A 14,840-nucleotide genomic window follows, 5' to 3' on the forward strand; every position below is an offset into this window, starting at 1 on the left:
CGTCAGTCCGAGTACGTCGCGGTCGAGTCGGTCCGCATCGACCGGACCCGATCGAGGTACTCGTCCGTGCTCAGTTTGGCGTCGCGCGCCTCGCGGATCGCCGCGAGCTTCGCGTCGTCGGTCAGCAGGTCGACGAGCGTGCAGGCGGTGACCTTGGCGGGGACGACGTAGGCCATCTCCTCGTCGACGACGCGGAACTCGCGGGAGTGGACGCTCCCCTCGAAGCCGCCGACCCACGGGTGGATGCCGGGAAGGACCTGCGTGACGTCGCCCATGTCGGTCGAGCCGGCGAGGTGGGGTCGGCCCTCGGTGATCGTCACGTCGTCCGCGACGAACGCCACGTTCTCGTCGTGTGCGTCGACGATGGTCGGGTCGGTCCGGAGCGGGAGGTACCCGGGGTGGTCCTCGATCGCGACGTCGGCACCGACGGCCATCGCGCCGGATTCGAGCGCGCGGTCGACCTTCTCGTTCGCGTCGAGGACGGCCTCGACCGTCCTGGCGCGGACGTACGCTTCGAGTCGCGCCTCGCTCGGCACCACGTTCACGCCGTCGCCGCCGCGCGTCAGGATCGGGTGAACGCGGACGGCGTCCTCGTCGCGGAAGGTCTCGCGCTGGGCGTGGACGGCGTTCAGTCCCAGCGTCGCGGCGTTGAGCGCGTTGACGCCCTCCTCGGGGGCCGCGCCCGCGTGGGCCTCACGACCCCGGTAGGTGACGGACTTCCCGACGAAGCCGTTCGTGGAGAAGTCGCTCGTGATCTCGCGGTGTGGCACGTCGCTGCCGGCGTGGATCATCGTCGCGAAGTCGACGTCGTCGAGGTACCCCCGGCGGATGAGTTCCTGTTTGCCGCCGAAGAACTCGATCTCGCCGGCCTCGACCAGCCCGCGCCGATAGTCCAGGTCGAGGTACTCCTCGGCCGGGACCGCGACGAACTCGACCGCACCGCCCAGCTCGTCGGCCGCGTCCGCGCCGACCAGCCCGACGGCCGCCCCGACGAGGTTGGCGATCTGGGCGTGGTGGCCGCAGGCGTGACAGGCCCCCGTCTCCGGGTCAGCGTCGGGGTGTTCGGGGTTCACGAGCGCGTCGAGTTCGCCGAGGACCGCGCCGACCGCCGGGCCGTCGCCGTAGCGCGCCCGCGCGCCCGTGACCACGATCTCCGTCTCCGCGTCGAGTCCCAGCCCCTCGAACGCGTCGACGACCTTCCGGGTGGTCTCGACCTCCTTGAACCCGAGTTCCGGCTCCGCGGCGATGGACTCGGCGAGGGCGACGAGGTCGTCCCGGCGCTCGTCGATGGCCGCGCAGACGCGGCGCTTCAGCGCCGTCGCGTCGGTCGCGCTCACGTCAGATGACCCCCTGTAGCGAGAGGACGACCTGCGCGATGACCGCGGAGCCGAAGAACGTCCCGAAGAAGACGAACACGGCGACGAGCACGAGCTTCCAGCTCACCTCCTTCATGCGGGCGGTCTGTAGCCCGATCGAGAGCCCGGCGTACGCGAGGATGGGCGTCGTCGTCGCCAGGAAGTCGATCTGGCCCGTCGCGGCGAGCACGGGCTCCTGGACGGGGGAGAACGGGAGCGCGATCAGGAAGGCGATGATCATCGCGTAGGCGAACGCGGGGAGATCGAGCGGGAGGAGTCGCCCCAGCAGGAGCGAGGCGAGACCGATGGCGACGATGAGCGCCATCCCCGGCAGCGCCTCGAGGAGGCCGATGCCGTACCCGATCCGGTTCCCGACGAGCGTGATGAGGCCGACGACGACGAGCATCTTCAGCGAGTCGAGACTGAACTCGCCGAGCGACATTCGCCCCGACTCCGTCTCCGACGCGCCCATCACTCACCACCCCTCCCGATGACGGGTTCGAGGACGCCGTAGAGCGCGTTGACGACCGGGAGCCCGACGAGGATGACCATGTAGAGGCCGGTGATGCCCGTCAGCAGGTTGCTCGTCGCGGCGAACGAGAGCACCTCCTCGCTCGGGACGGTCGTGACCGCCTCGGCGAGCGACGCGGAGCAGGCGGTCATCATGCTCGCGCTCCCCATCCCGCAGGCCATCGACAGGGCCAGCGGGTGCAGTCCGGTGGCCGGCGCGAACCCGCCGAGCAGGCCGAAGAAGATAGTCCCGAGGACCGTCCCCGTCAGGTACGTCCCGAGGACGCCGCGCCCCTCCGGCGAGTCGATGCCGTACTTGTCGGTGACGACGCCGAGCGTCGGTTCGCGCGCGATGCTCACCGCGCCGCCGATGGCCTCCCGCTTCAACCCGAGCAGGAGCGCGATGGGCAGGGCGACGAGGATGGTCCCGAGGTTGCCGAACTCCTGCAGGACGAACGCCGGTCCCGCGGCGACGAGGTCGTAGAACGAGGGCGCGACGAGCGTCCCGTACTTGACGCCGAGGGGCATCAGCGCGATGATCAACAGCGGCGCGCTGACGCGGCTCACCCCCTCCGAGACGACCCTCCGCAGGGCCGGAACGTACCGTCCGAGCACGCTGTAGCTCACGAGGATGCCGAAGACGACCGCGAACAGCATCGGCAGGAGGACGACCTTCCCCGGTCCGAACGGGAACTGAAGCGTTCCGATGACCTCCGCCACGACGACGATGGCGAGCACCGTCAGGTGCGTCCGGGCGTGGACCGACCACCGCCCGGCCGTCCGGATGGGTGCCCACCGATCCGACTGTGCATCATCCGTCATGTGATATCACGGTCCATGTGGATGTCCGCTCAGGAGGGCTGTCGGTATAAAAGTCGAACGATGGGTCGCGTCGGAAAATCGCCGGCTCGTGTCGTCTAACGTGGAGATAGGAGACCGGGCGACGATCGAGGGGACCACTCACTCCGCGCGGATCGCGCAGGTCTCCTCGTACTCCACGTCGCGGACGGACTCGATCCGCGGGTTCTCGCCGCAGACAGGGCAGTCGGGGTTCTTGCGGATCTCGACCGTCTCGAAGGTCATGTCCGAGGCGTCGTAGAGGATCAGCCGGCCGTCGAGCGTCTCGCCGTAGCCGAGCGCGAGCTTCGTCGCCTCGGTGGCCTGGATGCAGCCGACCGTGCCGGGGAGGACGCCGAGGACGCCCGCCTCGGCGCAGCTCGGGACCGTGCCCGCTGGCGGCGCTTCGGGGAAGAGACAGCGGTAGCACGGCGAGTCCTCGCGCGCCTCGAAGGTCGTCACCTGTCCCTCGAACTTGAGGATCGCGCCGTGGGAGAAGGGGACGCCCGCGAGCGTACAGGCGTCGTTGACGAGGTAGCGGGTGGCGAAGTTGTCCGAGCCGTCGACGACCACGTCGTAGTCCGCGACGAACTCCTCGACGTTGTCGGCCGTGAGGCGCACCTCGTGGGGTTCGACGGTCACGTCGGGGTTCTGGCGGGCGACGAAGTCGGCGGCCGACTCGACTTTGGGGCGGCCGACGTCCGCCTCGCCGTGGATCACCTGTCGCTGGAGGTTCGAGCGTTCGACCACGTCGTCGTCGACGATCCCGAGCGTGCCGACGCCCGCCGCGGCGAGGTACTGGACGACCGGCGAGCCGAGGCCCCCCGCGCCGACGCACAGCACCCGCGCGTCGAGGAGCGTCGCCTGCCCCTGGGGTCCCACCTCGTCCATGATGATGTGCCGGGAGTACCGGTCGAGCTGTTCGGGAGAGAGCGCGAGATCGGCCATATCTCACTCAGGTGGCGACGGAGGTTAAGCCCGGGGGTGGGCGGGACGGCGTCGAGGAGGTGAGATCACTCCTCGGGCGGCCGCCCCCGCCCCCGACCGCGGACGAACAGCAAGACGGCGAAGGCGATCGGCGAGAGGACGGCCAACACGACGGCGACGAACGCGAGTACGAAGTTGAAGCCGGGGTCGAAGGTCGTTCCCCCCTCGCCTCCGCCCTCTCCCTGGGCGGGCGCGGAGGCGTCGCCCCCCGTGGCGTTCCCCTCCGTGGCGTTGGCCCCGCTCTCGTTGCCCCCCTCCTCCTGCGCGGCCGCGAGGCCGGTCGCCGCCGCCGTCGCGGCGACCCCCGCGCCGACGCCCGTCCGCAGGAACGCCCGCCGACAGACCCGGTCGTTCTCGGTCACAGTAGGCGGGTGATTCACCCCCCGAGCATATGAGGATTGCCCGCCGGAACGCGGGCAGCGCGGGCGGCGCGGGCGGCGCGGGCAGTGCGGGCGGCGCGGACGACGCGGACGACGCGGGCGAACAGTTACGTCGCCCGCCCGAGAGCTACGGACGGTATGACCAAGATCGTCTTCGGCCTCACGCGCGCCGAGGGAACGAGTCGCGAGGAGTTCGAGCGGTACTACCTGGACGAGCACGCCCCGATGGCGACGGAGATGCCGGGGGTGCGACGGTACACCGTCGCGTTCTCGGAGGGCGACGCCGAGTACGACGCGATCGCCGAGGTCCACTTCGAGGACCGCGAGGCGCTCGACGCCGCGCTGGCCTCCGACGCGGGGCGCGCCGCGGGCGCGGACCTCGCCAACTTCGCCGACACCGACGACCTGCTCCAGCTGATCGCGGAGGAGCACGTCGTCGTCGGCTGATCGGTCGGTTCAGCGATCGCTTTTCGGGGCGCGCTCACCGAGTGGTGACGCCGGTGGGGCGAGACGGAACGAGATGGGGCGGGGGCTGGGGAAAGACCGAAGCGGGAGGAGAGACTATCTCCTCGGCGCACGTATCCGGGAACCATGAGTCCATCACTCACAGAGGAACGACGCGAGACGCTAGTGAGCGCCGCCCGCACCGCCATCGGGGAGGACCTGCGGAGCCTGGTCTACTTCACGCCCGACGACTGGGAGCAACTCTACCTCAGGGGAGACCTCGAGCGCGGCGCGGACCTCGAGCGCTTCGCGGACAACGAACGCCTCGGGTTCACCGACTCGCGGACCTACGGCGAGACCGAACTCGGCGCGTACGAGTTCACCATCCGGGCGTTCTCCCGGGGGTACGTCGTCCGCGTCATCGCCGACGACGAGGGCGCGTTCGCCACGACCGACGAGATGCCCATCACGCTCTTCGAGGAGGTGGCGACGGCGCTCCGGAAGACGCTCGCCGAGGCTGCGTAGCTCCGAGGCGCGCGTTGCGGTCTCGAGGCGCGCGGACGACCTCGACAGGACGGGTGACACCTCCGTAACCGAACCGCCGGTGCCGCAGACTATCATTGCGGTTTGACCCTCCGTCGAATTTATACGCATGGACGGTGACCGTGCTCACCGACGGTGCCGGCGCTCTCGGGAGCACGGCCGTAATCGACGTTCGCTCGCTCGTACTCGACGACGGTGAGCGCTGGCACCCGTGGCACACTCGATAACCATGGCACTCACACCGCACCGAGTTCGCAGCCTGTTTCTGGCCACGCTCATGGTCCTCTCCGCGTTCGTCGGGTCCGTGAGCCTGGTCGGCGTCGCTGCGGCTTCGTCCGCTCAGCGAGACGCATCGGTCGTCAAATTCACCCGCAACGAGTACAACGCGTCGCGGGGCGACATCGCCGAGATCGACGTGGCGACTCCCGGCGTGAGCACCGCCTACGTCACCATCAACTCCAAGAAGGCGGGGTACAACCCCACGGTGCGAATCACCGACGGGAACCTCGACGGGCGCGTCACGCTTCTCCTCAACACCTACGACACCCCCGACGGGGCCGGCCGAAGCTTCGGCGTCGCGAGCACGGCCGACAGCGTCCGGTTCGTCGGCGGCGACGCAAGCACCCCGGAGCCCCTGCCGATCGGCACCTACAGCCTCGCCGTTCGGGCGAGGCAGGGCGGGGAAGTCGTCGACACCGCGACGCTGAAGGTCACGTACGGCGGGCCCCAGACGTTCGGGATGCTGACCGCGCCCGGTCGGTACGACCGGGGCGACTTCACGACGGTCGGGGAGATCTGGAACCGGTCCATCGCGACCCACGACGTCGCTCGGGGCGACCTCGCGATCGCTCGCCTCGGCGGGTCGGGACTGGCCGGCGCGATCATCGGGAATCAACAGCGGGGGGAGTCGATCGAGAAGGCGTTCATGGACTTCCTCAACGCCCGCGAGGGGAACACCGACGTCGCGCTGCTGACGATCCGGGATTCGCGGACCGGGTCGGCGATCCCGATCACCGAGGACAACATCAACGTGGTGCTCGCGCCGCGCAACGGGGCGGTGTTCTTCGTCTTCGACACGGACGACCTGAAAACGGGCAGGCAGTACAACGTCCGCTTCGCCGTCTCGAGCGCCAGCGAGATCGTCGACCGGACGGTCGGCGTCTCGACCGTGATCCAGCTCCACCCCAGGAGGGCGGAGTTCAACACGCAGACGCGCAACGGCGAGGAGATGGCGGTGACCTACGCCGACGCGGGCGCGAGCCTCAGCGGGAAGACGACGCTCGCGCCCGGATCGAAACTCCGCGTCACGGCGAGGGGGAACGGAAAGACGTACACCAATCAGACCGTCGTCGTAGGAGAGGGCCGCACGTGGGGTGCGACGTTCGACCTGACGGGCGTGAAGCCCGGCACGACGTTCACGGCGACGGTCAGCGGGGCCGGCATCGAGCAGAGGAGCGTCCCGGTCTACGTGAAGAAGGGTCGCATCGCGTCGGTCGAGTTCACCGACCAGTCCACGAACGGGAGCGTCGTCACGGTCGAGCGGGTCAACATGTCTGCCGGCGGGTTCGTGGTCGTCCACGATACCTCGTTCAAGAACGGCGAACCGATCGAGAGCGTCCGCGGCGTCTCGAAGTACCTCCGCCCCGGCGTCCACAAGAACGTCGAGATCAAACTCGACCGGCCGTTCGAGAAGGGGAGCGACGCCATCGCGATGGCGCACCTCGACACGAACGGGAACGAGAAGTTCGACTACGTCGAGAGCGGAGGTGAACAGGACGTCCCCTACGTGGTCGACGGTGACGCGGTGTACAGCACGGCCACGCTCTCCGTCGGCGGCTCCGGCGGGAGCGCGACGTTCGGCTACGGCCCGGGATTCGGTCCCGTCGCCGCACTCGCGGCGATCGTCGCGCTCGGCCTGTTCGCGCTGAGACGCGAGTAAACTACCCCACCCTACTCGGGACCGGGACTCCACTCTTCCCCCTCCCCCCTCGCCGTCAACCGGGGACTGGTACGGCTCCGTGAGCGTCCCGACCGATATAGAGTCAGGGGTTCGCCACTATTCTACTCACTATTCTCCAGTCGAAATAAAGGGGTTCGACCCGCCGATCGACGGAGGGGTGATCACCTCCCACTCGCCGGATCGGTAGCCCTCGGGCCACGACCCGACGGCCTGCGCCACCGCGCCGGTCGTGCTGCCGAGGTCGAGGGGCTGGTATCCCGACGCCGCCTTCTCGTTCACGTCGTCCACGAAACCGAGCCCCCGTCCGGACGTAGTCGTCCGTCGTCTCCCACCGACCGCCCGCGGGTTCGCGAGGCCGCGCCCGCCGGCGTGGCCGGCGTACCGGAACCGCGACGTTCGGACGGCGCTGGCGTACTACCGCCGGTATCCCGAGGAGATGCGCCGCGTCGCCGAGCGCCGTGAGCGCCGCTCGGAGACGGCCGAGGATACGGCGACGCTCACGCCGCCGAGCCGCGACTGATCACGTTTCTGACCGCGCCGAAAGCCTGTTACAGGTGTGATGCGAAGAGCGAGTATGAGTAAGACGATCCGCGTCCCGAATCGGGTGTACGAGCGTATCAAGGCCCACCAGCAGGAGCACGAGAGCGTCGGGGAGACGCTCGACCGCCTCGTCGGGGGACGCTCGCTTCGAGAGCTGTCGGGCGTGCTAACCGACGAAGAAGGCGAGACGATGCGCGAGGCGATCACGGCATCCGAGCGGCGAGGTAACCGCGATCTCGACGACCTCGTCGAGCGCATCGAGCAGGCCCGAGAGTCGGCCACGGAGCCGGAGTGACTGCCGAGGGATGCTCCTCGACACGGATTTCATCATCGACGTGATGATCGATCACGCGGGCGCGACCGCGACGCTCGACGCACTCGAGGCCGACGAGCGGGTCCTGTTCGTCCCGACCCCAGCGTTGTTCGAACTCTATCACAGCATCAGTCGAGTCAACGTCCCCGATGGACGACGGGCCGCCATCGAGGCCGTGCTCGAGTCCTATCCGACAGTCCCGGCGGACGCGACGGTGATGCGGAAAGCCGGGCGCATCCACGGTGATCTCGCGGCCGGCGGAGACGAGATCGGCCCGATGGACGCGATCATCGGCGCGATGGGCGTCGTCCGGAGCGAACCCGTGCTCACGGCCAACGGCAAACACTTCGAGCGGATTCCCGGTCTGACCGTCGAAACGTACGAGAAGGCGTGATTCGACACGGCGCGGTAGCGCCGGTCTCATGGGCCCTGCCGGATTTGAACCTCAGTCGCTCTGCTCACTACGTTCGCGTCGCTCCTTGCTTCAAATCCGTCGGGGTACAGTTCGGTCGCTCGCTGTCGCTCGCGACACTCACATGGGCCCTGCCGGATTTGAACCAGCGACCGCCCGGTGTCCCATCGCACCTCCTTCGGAACCGAAGACCGGGCGTCGGCCTCATTCAACCCGAAAGGGATGAAATTATGAGCCGGGTGCTATACCAGACTAAGCTAAGGGCCCACGAAAACGAGTCAGCCCCCGGACCCCTTTAGCCTACCGGGTTCGAGGCCGCAGGGCGACCGCCGACGCCCCCGGCAAGCGTCGCGCTGGACGCAACGGGTTTGCCCCGGCGGCCGAACGAGGGGACATGACGAGTCGAACGACGACCGGACGGAGGAGGTCGTGACCGCCGCGCTCCGCCTCGCGACCGACGACGACGCGCCCGCCGTCCGCGCGATCTACGCGCCGTACGTCGAGGAGACGAGCGTCACGTTCGAGCGAACGCCGCCGAGCGCCGAGGAGGTGGCCGAGCGCATCGAGGGGAAACTGGAGCGCTACCCGTGGCTGGTCTGCGAGCGCGACGACGAGGTGGTCGGGTACGCCTACGCCGGCCCGGTCCGCTCGCGGGCGGCCTACCGCTGGTCGACCGAGAGCACGGTGTACGTCCGCGAGGACGCGAAGCGGGAGGGAGTCGCGCGGGCGCTCTACGCGGCGCTGTTCGACCTGCTGGCCGGGCAGGGCTACTGGAGCGTCTACGCGGCGGTGACGCTCCCCAACCCGGCGAGCGTCGCGTTCCACGGGGCGACCGGCTTCGAGCGGATCGGCGTCTGGGAGGCGGTCGGGTTCAAACACGGCGCGTGGCACGACGTGGGATGGTTCCGCCGCGCGCTGGGCGAGCGCCCCCCGGAGCCCGACCCGCCGCTGTCGGTCGCGGCGGCGCGGGAGCGCGAGTGGTGGGACGAGGCGCTGCGGGCGGGAGAGGCGGAGCTACGGCGCTGAGGGGGAACCCGTACGTTACGTATCGGCTCACGCGACGAGCGTGAGCCGTACGGAGAAGCGCCGCCGCCAGGGCTCGAACTCGCCGAGACGGTCCTGCTCGCTCGCTCCGCTCGCTGCGCGGGCTGCGACTCGTCTGCTCGACCCCTACGGGTTTCTACGCACGTACGCGTCGGCTCCTCGCTCCGCTCGTCGCGTGATACGTACGGAGAAGCGCCGCCGCCAGGGCTCGAACCTGGGACAACCTCGTTAACAGCGAGGTGCTCTACCAGCTGAGCTACGGCGGCTCGTTAGGGAGTAATGCGATTCGCCAAATAGGGCTTTCGTTTCTACGCCCGGCCCTTCGCGTGTAACCACACCACACGGACGGGGACGGGAGTCAGTGCTGCGACCGTCGCCGCGCGAACGATCGACCCCTCCCGGACGAACGCCCGACCGTTACCCTTTCGCCCGCACGGGGGGACCTCCGCACATGGACGAGTTCGAGGCCGTCACCGAGGAGGTCGCCGCGCGCGTCGTCCCGGACGACGCCGAGCGCGGGCGCCTCGCCCGGACCGCGGCGCGGGTCGTCGCCGACGCCGAGGCCGCCGCGGCCGACCTCCCGGTGGAGGCGGACGTGGTGCAGGTCGGCTCGACGGCGCGGGGGACGTGGGTCAGCGGCGACCGCGACATCGACGTGTTCGTGCGCTTCCCGCCGGAACTCCCCCGGCGCGAGCTGGAGCGCTACGGGCTGGCGGTGGGCCGCGCGGTGCTCCCGGACGGCCACGAGGAGTACGCCGAACACCCCTACGTCAAGGGCACCAGGGAGGGATTCGAGGTGGACCTCGTCCCCTGCTACGCCGTCGAGGACGCGACGGCGATCCAGTCGGCGGTCGACCGGACGCCGTTTCACACCGCCTACCTCACAGAGCGCCTCGACGACGACAGCGCCCGGGAGGTCGTGCTGACCAAGGCGTTCCTGAAGGGCGTCGGTGTCTACGGGAGCGACCTCCGGACGAGGGGATTCTCGGGCTACCTGACCGAACTGCTCGTGCTGGGGTACGGCGGGTTCCGCGCGTTTCTCGAGGCGGCCCGCGACTGGCACCCGCCGGTCGAACTCGACCCCGAGGGCCACGCCGCGCGCGGGTTCGACGACCCGCTGGTGGTCGTCGATCCGACCGACCCGGAGCGCAACGTCGCGGCCGTCCTCTCCGTGGGGAACGTCGCGCGGCTCGTCCACCACGCGCGGGCGTTCCTCGACGAGCCGCGCGCCGAAGCGTTCGAGCCTCGCGACCCCGAGCCGCTCGACGCCGACGCGATGGCCGCCCACCTGGAGCGGCGCGGCACGACACCCTTCGCCGTCCGCTTTCCCGCGCCCGACCTCGTGGACGATCAGCTCTACCCCCAACTGGAGAAGTCGCTCTCCGGCGTGGTCGGCGAACTCGACCGCCGCGGCTTCGACGTGCTCCGGGCGGCGACGTTCGCCGACGAGACGGCCGTCCTCTTCGTCGAGTGCGAGGTCGCAGAGCGCCCCCGGATCGCCCGCCACGAGGGACCGCCAGTGTGGGTGGGGCGGCATGCGACGGGGTTCTACGACAAGTACGCCGACGGCGACGCGTACGGGCCGTTCGTCGACGGCGAGCGCTACGTCGTCGAGCGCGAGCGCGGGCGCGCTACCGCCCGCGAGTGGCTGGAGAGCGACGACCTCCTCGGCGTCTCGCTCGGCGTCGCCGTGGAGGAGGCGCTACGCGATGGCTACGAGGTGCTCGAGGGCAGGGAGACGACGGCGCTCGCGGCGGAGTTCGGCGTCGAACTGGCGCGCTACTTCGACCCGAGGCCGTGATGCTCGCGGGCGGTCCCGACGACCGTCCGCGCCTTCTCGATCACCTCGCCCTCCGGTTCGACGGGATCGCGCCCCTCGAACACCTCGTGGACGGTGGCGACGCTCTCGGCGAGCGATTCGAGGCCGTAGCCGCCCTCCAGGACGAACGCGAGCGGCGCGTCGAGGTCGGTCGAGAGCGCCCGAACCCGATCGGCGAGCATCGCGTAGCCCTCCGAGGAGACGCGCATCCGGGAGATGGGATCACGCTCGTGGGCGTCGAAGCCGGCGCTCACGAGCAGCAGGCCGGGATCGAACCGTTCGAGCGCGGGACGGAGCGCCTCGTCGACCGCGTAGGCGTACTCGACGTCGCCGCTCCCCGCCGGGAGGGGGAGGTTGAGCGTGGTTCCCTCGCCGTCGTCCCGGCCGATCTCGTCCGGGTGGCCGGTGCCGGGGTAGAGGCCGCGCTCGTGGATCGAGGTGTAGTGGACGTCGCCGCGCTCGTAGAAGATGTCCTGGATGCCGTTGCCGTGGTGGACGTCCCAGTCGAAGATCGCGACGCGGTCCACGCGGTCGAGGGCCGACTGGGCCGCGACGGCGGCGTTGTTGAAGAAGCAGAAGCCCATGGCGTCGTCGTAGACTGCGTGGTGACCCGGCGGGCGGCCGAGCGAGAAGGGCGTGTCCCAGCCGTCGGCCCCGTCGAGCGCCTCGTGGGCGGCCCAGCGCGCGATCCCCGCGCTCGCGAGCGCGGCGTCCCACGTCGTCTCGACGGCGACCGTGTCGGGGTCCCACTGGCCGCCGCCGTCCTCGCAGAACTCCCGGACGGAGTCGACGTACGCGTCGTCGTGGACGGCGCAGACCTCCTCGACGGTGGCGTCGTCCGGATCGGCGTAGGTGACGCTGTGCTGGCGGGCGAGCGCTCGCCGGATGGCGCGCAGGCGGTCGGGGCGCTCGGGGTGGCGCGGGCCGGCGTCGTGGGAGAGACAGACGTCCCGGTAGCCGAACCTCATTCGAAGTACGGAGCGAGTTCGAAGTACGTCTCGATGTCGTCCTCGATGACGGTCCGTCGGTCCGCGTGCCGGGCGAGGACGGCCGCGGCCGCGGCGACGGCATCGGCGTCGGCTTCGAGGATGCTAGCGAGGGCGATGCGTGCGTTCATGGAGACCCGGTAGCGGTCGTCGATGTCGAGTCGAGCGATGCGATCGACGGGGGCGATGGGGAGTTCGAGCGACGCCTTGTCCCCCTCCGTCCCGAAGTCCTCCGCCATCAGCGTCTTGCGGCCGTCGTCCGTCGCGCGCGCGGCGGCCTCGACGGCGAGCGCCGCGCCGTGGGCCTGTACGTGGCGGGCGAGCGCCTCGGCGGCGTCGGCGCTCACCCGGAGGTCACCCGCGTTCCGCCGGATGATGGCGTCGACCGGCGCGAACGGTAGCTCGACACTCATACCGTGACACGGGATTGTTTCGGGCTTAAGCGTTCCGCGTCACTACCTCGGCTCCCGACGGCTCCGTTCGGCGGTGAACGCGTCGAACCGGAACCCGACCCGACGGCCCGACCGACCCGACCGAACCGACGAACGCGTCGAACGCCTCTACCCGCTCCGACGGATCCCGAACGGAACAGTACGTCGACTACGACGGCTGGCTCGTCGCCGCGAACGGCTGGGGTGGCTCCGGCAGTACCGTCGACGAACGCAGCGAGCGCGAGGTGACGATCGACGTCGGCGAGCGGGGGCTCGCGTTCGATCCCGTCGCGGTCCACGTCGATCCCGGGACGAGGATCGTCTGGAAGTGGACGGGCCGGGGGACCGCGCACAACGTCGCGGCGCAGAGAGGTGCGACCTTCGCGAGCGACATCCGGTCGTCGGACACCTACGAGTGGGTCGCGGAGGGCGGTCCGATCGTCGCCTATCAGTGCGACCCCCACGCCGGCCAGGGGATGCGGGGCGTCGTCGTCGTCGAGTGACCCTCGTTCGGACCGGTCGGATCCCCCTTGATTCTCGACTCAGAAGACCTCGTCGGCCTCCAGGCGACCGTCCACCAGCCGTCCCCGCACCGTGATCTCCTGACCCAGCCGGACGTCTTCGTCCGTGACGACGGTGACCGTCTCGCTCCCGTCGTCGAGCATCACCGGCTCGCCCGTCTGGACGACTGTCCCGGTGAACTCGACGGGGCCGTCCTCCGTTTCGGCCGGCGCATCGGTGGCGGCATCGGCAGCGTCGGTGGCCGCCCCGGCTTCCCCCGCCGCGCCGGTGGCGGTCGCGGCGGCCGGCTCCGTGCCGGCACCCCCCGAGTCGCCGGGTCCATCGCTGGAGCCACCGGAACCGCCGGAACCGCCGCTCGCGAACGCGTCGAGGCCCGTCGTGCCCGCCTCCGCCGCGCCGTCGTCCGGATCGCCCGCGGAACCGCCGCCGCGCGAGGCGCTCGCGCTCCCCGGGTCGAGGACGGAGACGGTCGATCGCCAGCCGGCGGAGGCCTCGATGTCGTCCTGCCAGCCGTCCTTGATCTCCACGTCCGCGAACAGTACCTCGTCGCCGGGACCGACGTCGGCGTCCGCCTTCTCGCCCCACATCGCGACGCGTATGTCGCCCGTCTTGTCCTGTACGCGGACGTTGCGAACCTGTCCCTCCGAGCCGTCGTCGCGGTCGAACGTGCGCTTCGGGTCGGCCGACCGGATGACGCCCGCGATGTCGGCGGTGTCGCCGAGTTCGAGCGCCTCGATGTCCGTCGTCTCGGGGACGTAGGTCACGTCCTCGTCGATCTCCTCCACCCTCCCGCGCGAGCCGACGTGGAGTTCGAGCGCGCCGTCGCGCTCGCGGACGTACCCGTCCACGACCTCGACCGAGACGCCCTCGGCGAGTTCGGTGGCGCGGTCGGCCCGCTCGTCCCAGAGCGTCACGCGCACGCGACCCGTCTCGTCGCCCAGCACGAGGTTCGAGACGCGACCCTCGCTCCCGTCGTCGCGGTCGAACGTCCGCACGGGTTCGGTTCCGAGCACCCTCCCGCGAACGCTCACGTCGCTCTGCCCGAGCGAGAGCGCCGCGATGGTGCCCTCCTCGGCGACGTCGACCTCGATGTCCGCGTCCTGGTCGCCCTCGACGCGACTGGCGCTCACCTCGAGCCCGTTGTAGCCCTCCTTCGGTCGGCCCTTGACGCGCAGCACGTCGCCGGGGTCGAGTTCCTCCGCGCCCGCCGCGGCCTGGTCGTCCCAGAGCGCGACGCGCACGCGGCCCGTCTCGTCCGCGACCTCGACGTTCAGCACCTGCCCCTCGCCGTCGTCGCGCTCGAAGGTGCGGACCTCGCCGACGCTCATCACCTTCCCGAGGAACTTCACCTCCTCCATGCCGGCGTCGATGTCGGCGATGCCGTTTACCTCCTCCTCCGTAAGTTCGTGCGCGACGAGCATCGCGGCGGTCTCCTCGTCCGCGAGCCCGTCCATCTGCTCGACCTTCGTCGCGACCGCCTCACGGAACTCCTCCTCCGTGACTTCCGCGTCGAGGTCACCGTAGATATCCTCGATCGTGCCCATTATCTCGGACATGGGTGCACCGCTGTTAATCCTTGTCGGTCGCGCGAACGGTTCGGCATACCGACGCTGGTCCCCCTCTCCTACTTGAAGGTTCGGCCCCGTGTCGACGGTACCGTTCGGATACGAGTAACCGAGTCGAACTCGCCGACGTGACTAGTTCGAACGCCCCCTCCCGCTTGGCGAGCGGTCGGCCCCGTTCAGCCCCACCACCCG

16 protein-coding genes, 2 tRNA genes and 1 pseudogene are annotated in these 14,840 nt (G+C 70.0%); 8 read left to right on the top strand and 11 right to left on the bottom strand.

Annotated elements, in window-relative coordinates; genetic code table 11:
- Positions 1-2: 2 nt before the first annotated feature.
- The 5 genes from NKI68_RS09025 to NKI68_RS09045 form a co-directional block, all read right to left on the bottom strand.
- Complete coding sequence (locus tag NKI68_RS09025; protein WP_254546385.1) at positions 3-1,337, bottom strand: amidohydrolase; 1,335 nt, start codon at positions 1,335-1,337, stop codon at positions 3-5.
- 1 nt (position 1,338) lies between these two features.
- A complete protein-coding gene (locus tag NKI68_RS09030) occupies positions 1,339-1,827 on the bottom strand; it encodes a hypothetical protein (RefSeq protein ID WP_254546386.1) in 489 nt (162 codons plus the stop codon).
- Positions 1,827-2,687 carry a DUF3100 domain-containing protein gene (locus NKI68_RS09035; protein WP_254546387.1) on the bottom strand — a complete coding sequence of 287 codons (861 nt, stop codon included), beginning with the start codon at positions 2,685-2,687 and terminating at the stop codon, positions 1,827-1,829. Before NKI68_RS09035 ends, NKI68_RS09030 begins: the two co-directional genes overlap by 1 nt.
- 138 nt (positions 2,688-2,825) lie before the next feature.
- Positions 2,826-3,650 carry an SAMP-activating enzyme E1 gene (ubaA, locus tag NKI68_RS09040; protein ID WP_254546388.1) on the bottom strand — a complete coding sequence of 275 codons (825 nt, stop codon included), beginning with the start codon at positions 3,648-3,650 and terminating at the stop codon, positions 2,826-2,828.
- 65 nt (positions 3,651-3,715) lie between these two features.
- The gene (locus NKI68_RS09045; RefSeq protein ID WP_254546389.1) at positions 3,716-4,051 is read right to left on the bottom strand and encodes a hypothetical protein; all 336 of its coding nucleotides are present in this window, start codon (positions 4,049-4,051) and stop codon (positions 3,716-3,718) included.
- 156 nt (positions 4,052-4,207) lie between these two features.
- Between NKI68_RS09045 and NKI68_RS09050 the strand changes: the two genes are divergently transcribed.
- From NKI68_RS09050 to NKI68_RS09060, 3 genes are all read left to right on the top strand, one after another.
- Complete coding sequence (locus tag NKI68_RS09050) at positions 4,208-4,516, top strand: EthD family reductase (RefSeq protein ID WP_254546390.1); 309 nt, start codon at positions 4,208-4,210, stop codon at positions 4,514-4,516.
- Positions 4,517-4,660: 144 nt separating this feature from the next.
- Complete coding sequence (locus tag NKI68_RS09055) at positions 4,661-5,038, top strand: DUF7522 family protein (RefSeq protein ID WP_254546391.1); 378 nt, start codon at positions 4,661-4,663, stop codon at positions 5,036-5,038.
- 295 nt (positions 5,039-5,333) lie between these two features.
- On the top strand, positions 5,334-6,995 hold the full coding sequence (locus NKI68_RS09060; protein WP_254546392.1) for a DUF7282 domain-containing protein: 1,662 nt from the start codon (positions 5,334-5,336) through the stop codon (positions 6,993-6,995).
- Positions 6,996-7,199: 204 nt separating this feature from the next.
- Here NKI68_RS09060 and NKI68_RS23935 read toward each other — a convergent pair.
- Positions 7,200-7,316: pseudogene (locus NKI68_RS23935) on the bottom strand (HpcH/HpaI aldolase family protein); the annotation flags it as partial.
- Between the two features lie 274 nt (positions 7,317-7,590).
- Between NKI68_RS23935 and NKI68_RS09070 the strand changes: the two are divergent.
- On the top strand, positions 7,591-7,851 hold the full coding sequence (locus NKI68_RS09070) for an antitoxin VapB family protein (protein ID WP_254546394.1): 261 nt from the start codon (positions 7,591-7,593) through the stop codon (positions 7,849-7,851).
- 10 nt (positions 7,852-7,861) lie between these two features.
- On the top strand, positions 7,862-8,263 hold the full coding sequence (locus NKI68_RS09075; RefSeq protein ID WP_254546395.1) for a PIN domain-containing protein: 402 nt from the start codon (positions 7,862-7,864) through the stop codon (positions 8,261-8,263).
- 143 nt (positions 8,264-8,406) lie between these two features.
- On the opposite strand, the gene NKI68_RS09080 is transcribed toward NKI68_RS09075, so the two are convergent.
- Positions 8,407-8,548 (bottom strand) — tRNA-Ile (locus NKI68_RS09080).
- A gap of 162 nt (positions 8,549-8,710) precedes the next feature.
- Between NKI68_RS09080 and NKI68_RS09085 the strand changes: the two genes are divergently transcribed.
- Complete coding sequence (locus NKI68_RS09085) at positions 8,711-9,307, top strand: arsinothricin resistance N-acetyltransferase ArsN1 family B (protein ID WP_254546396.1); 597 nt, start codon at positions 8,711-8,713, stop codon at positions 9,305-9,307.
- A 211-nt stretch (positions 9,308-9,518) separates the two neighbouring features.
- On the opposite strand, the gene NKI68_RS09090 is transcribed toward NKI68_RS09085, so the two are convergent.
- Positions 9,519-9,591, bottom strand: a tRNA-Asn gene (locus NKI68_RS09090).
- Positions 9,592-9,776: 185 nt separating this feature from the next.
- On the opposite strand from NKI68_RS09090, the gene cca reads away from it, so the two are divergent.
- Positions 9,777-11,126, top strand: a complete 1,350-nt coding sequence (gene cca / locus NKI68_RS09095; RefSeq protein ID WP_254546397.1) for a CCA tRNA nucleotidyltransferase — start codon at positions 9,777-9,779, stop codon at positions 11,124-11,126.
- On the opposite strand, the gene NKI68_RS09100 is transcribed toward cca, so the two are convergent.
- Positions 11,105-12,112: a histone deacetylase family protein gene (locus NKI68_RS09100; protein WP_254546398.1), complete on the bottom strand. Its 1,008-nt coding sequence runs from the start codon at positions 12,110-12,112 to the stop codon at positions 11,105-11,107. The two genes, cca and NKI68_RS09100, sit on opposite strands and share 22 nt — an antisense overlap.
- Positions 12,109-12,543, bottom strand: a complete 435-nt coding sequence (locus NKI68_RS09105; RefSeq protein WP_254546399.1) for a histone family protein — start codon at positions 12,541-12,543, stop codon at positions 12,109-12,111. Before NKI68_RS09105 ends, NKI68_RS09100 begins: the two co-directional genes overlap by 4 nt.
- A 263-nt stretch (positions 12,544-12,806) precedes the next feature.
- Between NKI68_RS09105 and NKI68_RS09110 the strand changes: the two genes are divergently transcribed.
- The gene (locus NKI68_RS09110) at positions 12,807-13,064 is read left to right on the top strand and encodes a plastocyanin/azurin family copper-binding protein (RefSeq protein ID WP_254546400.1); all 258 of its coding nucleotides are present in this window, start codon (positions 12,807-12,809) and stop codon (positions 13,062-13,064) included.
- 39 nt (positions 13,065-13,103) lie between these two features.
- On the opposite strand, the gene NKI68_RS09115 is transcribed toward NKI68_RS09110, so the two are convergent.
- Positions 13,104-14,627, bottom strand: a complete 1,524-nt coding sequence (locus tag NKI68_RS09115) for a single-stranded DNA binding protein (protein ID WP_254546401.1) — start codon at positions 14,625-14,627, stop codon at positions 13,104-13,106.
- Positions 14,628-14,840 lie beyond the last annotated feature (213 nt).

The organism is Halomarina pelagica, from assembly GCF_024228315.1.
Lineage (GTDB): Archaea > Halobacteriota > Halobacteria > Halobacteriales > Haloarculaceae > Halomarina > Halomarina pelagica.

Coding starts and splice junctions, on each gene's coding strand:
- NKI68_RS09030 (WP_254546386.1), bottom strand. CDS start 1,827: ATGGGCGCGTCGGAGACGGAGTCGGGGCGAATGTCGCTCGGCGAGTTC.
- NKI68_RS09035 (WP_254546387.1), bottom strand. CDS start 2,687: ATGACGGATGATGCACAGTCGGATCGGTGGGCACCCATCCGGACGGCC.
- ubaA (WP_254546388.1), bottom strand. CDS start 3,650: ATGGCCGATCTCGCGCTCTCTCCCGAACAGCTCGACCGGTACTCCCGG.
- NKI68_RS09050 (WP_254546390.1), top strand. CDS start 4,208: ATGACCAAGATCGTCTTCGGCCTCACGCGCGCCGAGGGAACGAGTCGC.
- NKI68_RS09055 (WP_254546391.1), top strand. CDS start 4,661: ATGAGTCCATCACTCACAGAGGAACGACGCGAGACGCTAGTGAGCGCC.
- NKI68_RS09060 (WP_254546392.1), top strand. CDS start 5,334: ATGGTCCTCTCCGCGTTCGTCGGGTCCGTGAGCCTGGTCGGCGTCGCT.
- NKI68_RS09070 (WP_254546394.1), top strand. CDS start 7,591: ATGAGTAAGACGATCCGCGTCCCGAATCGGGTGTACGAGCGTATCAAG.
- NKI68_RS09075 (WP_254546395.1), top strand. CDS start 7,862: ATGCTCCTCGACACGGATTTCATCATCGACGTGATGATCGATCACGCG.
- cca (WP_254546397.1), top strand. CDS start 9,777: ATGGACGAGTTCGAGGCCGTCACCGAGGAGGTCGCCGCGCGCGTCGTC.
- NKI68_RS09100 (WP_254546398.1), bottom strand. CDS start 12,112: ATGAGGTTCGGCTACCGGGACGTCTGTCTCTCCCACGACGCCGGCCCG.
- NKI68_RS09105 (WP_254546399.1), bottom strand. CDS start 12,543: ATGAGTGTCGAGCTACCGTTCGCGCCGGTCGACGCCATCATCCGGCGG.
- NKI68_RS09115 (WP_254546401.1), bottom strand. CDS start 14,627: ATGGGCACGATCGAGGATATCTACGGTGACCTCGACGCGGAAGTCACG.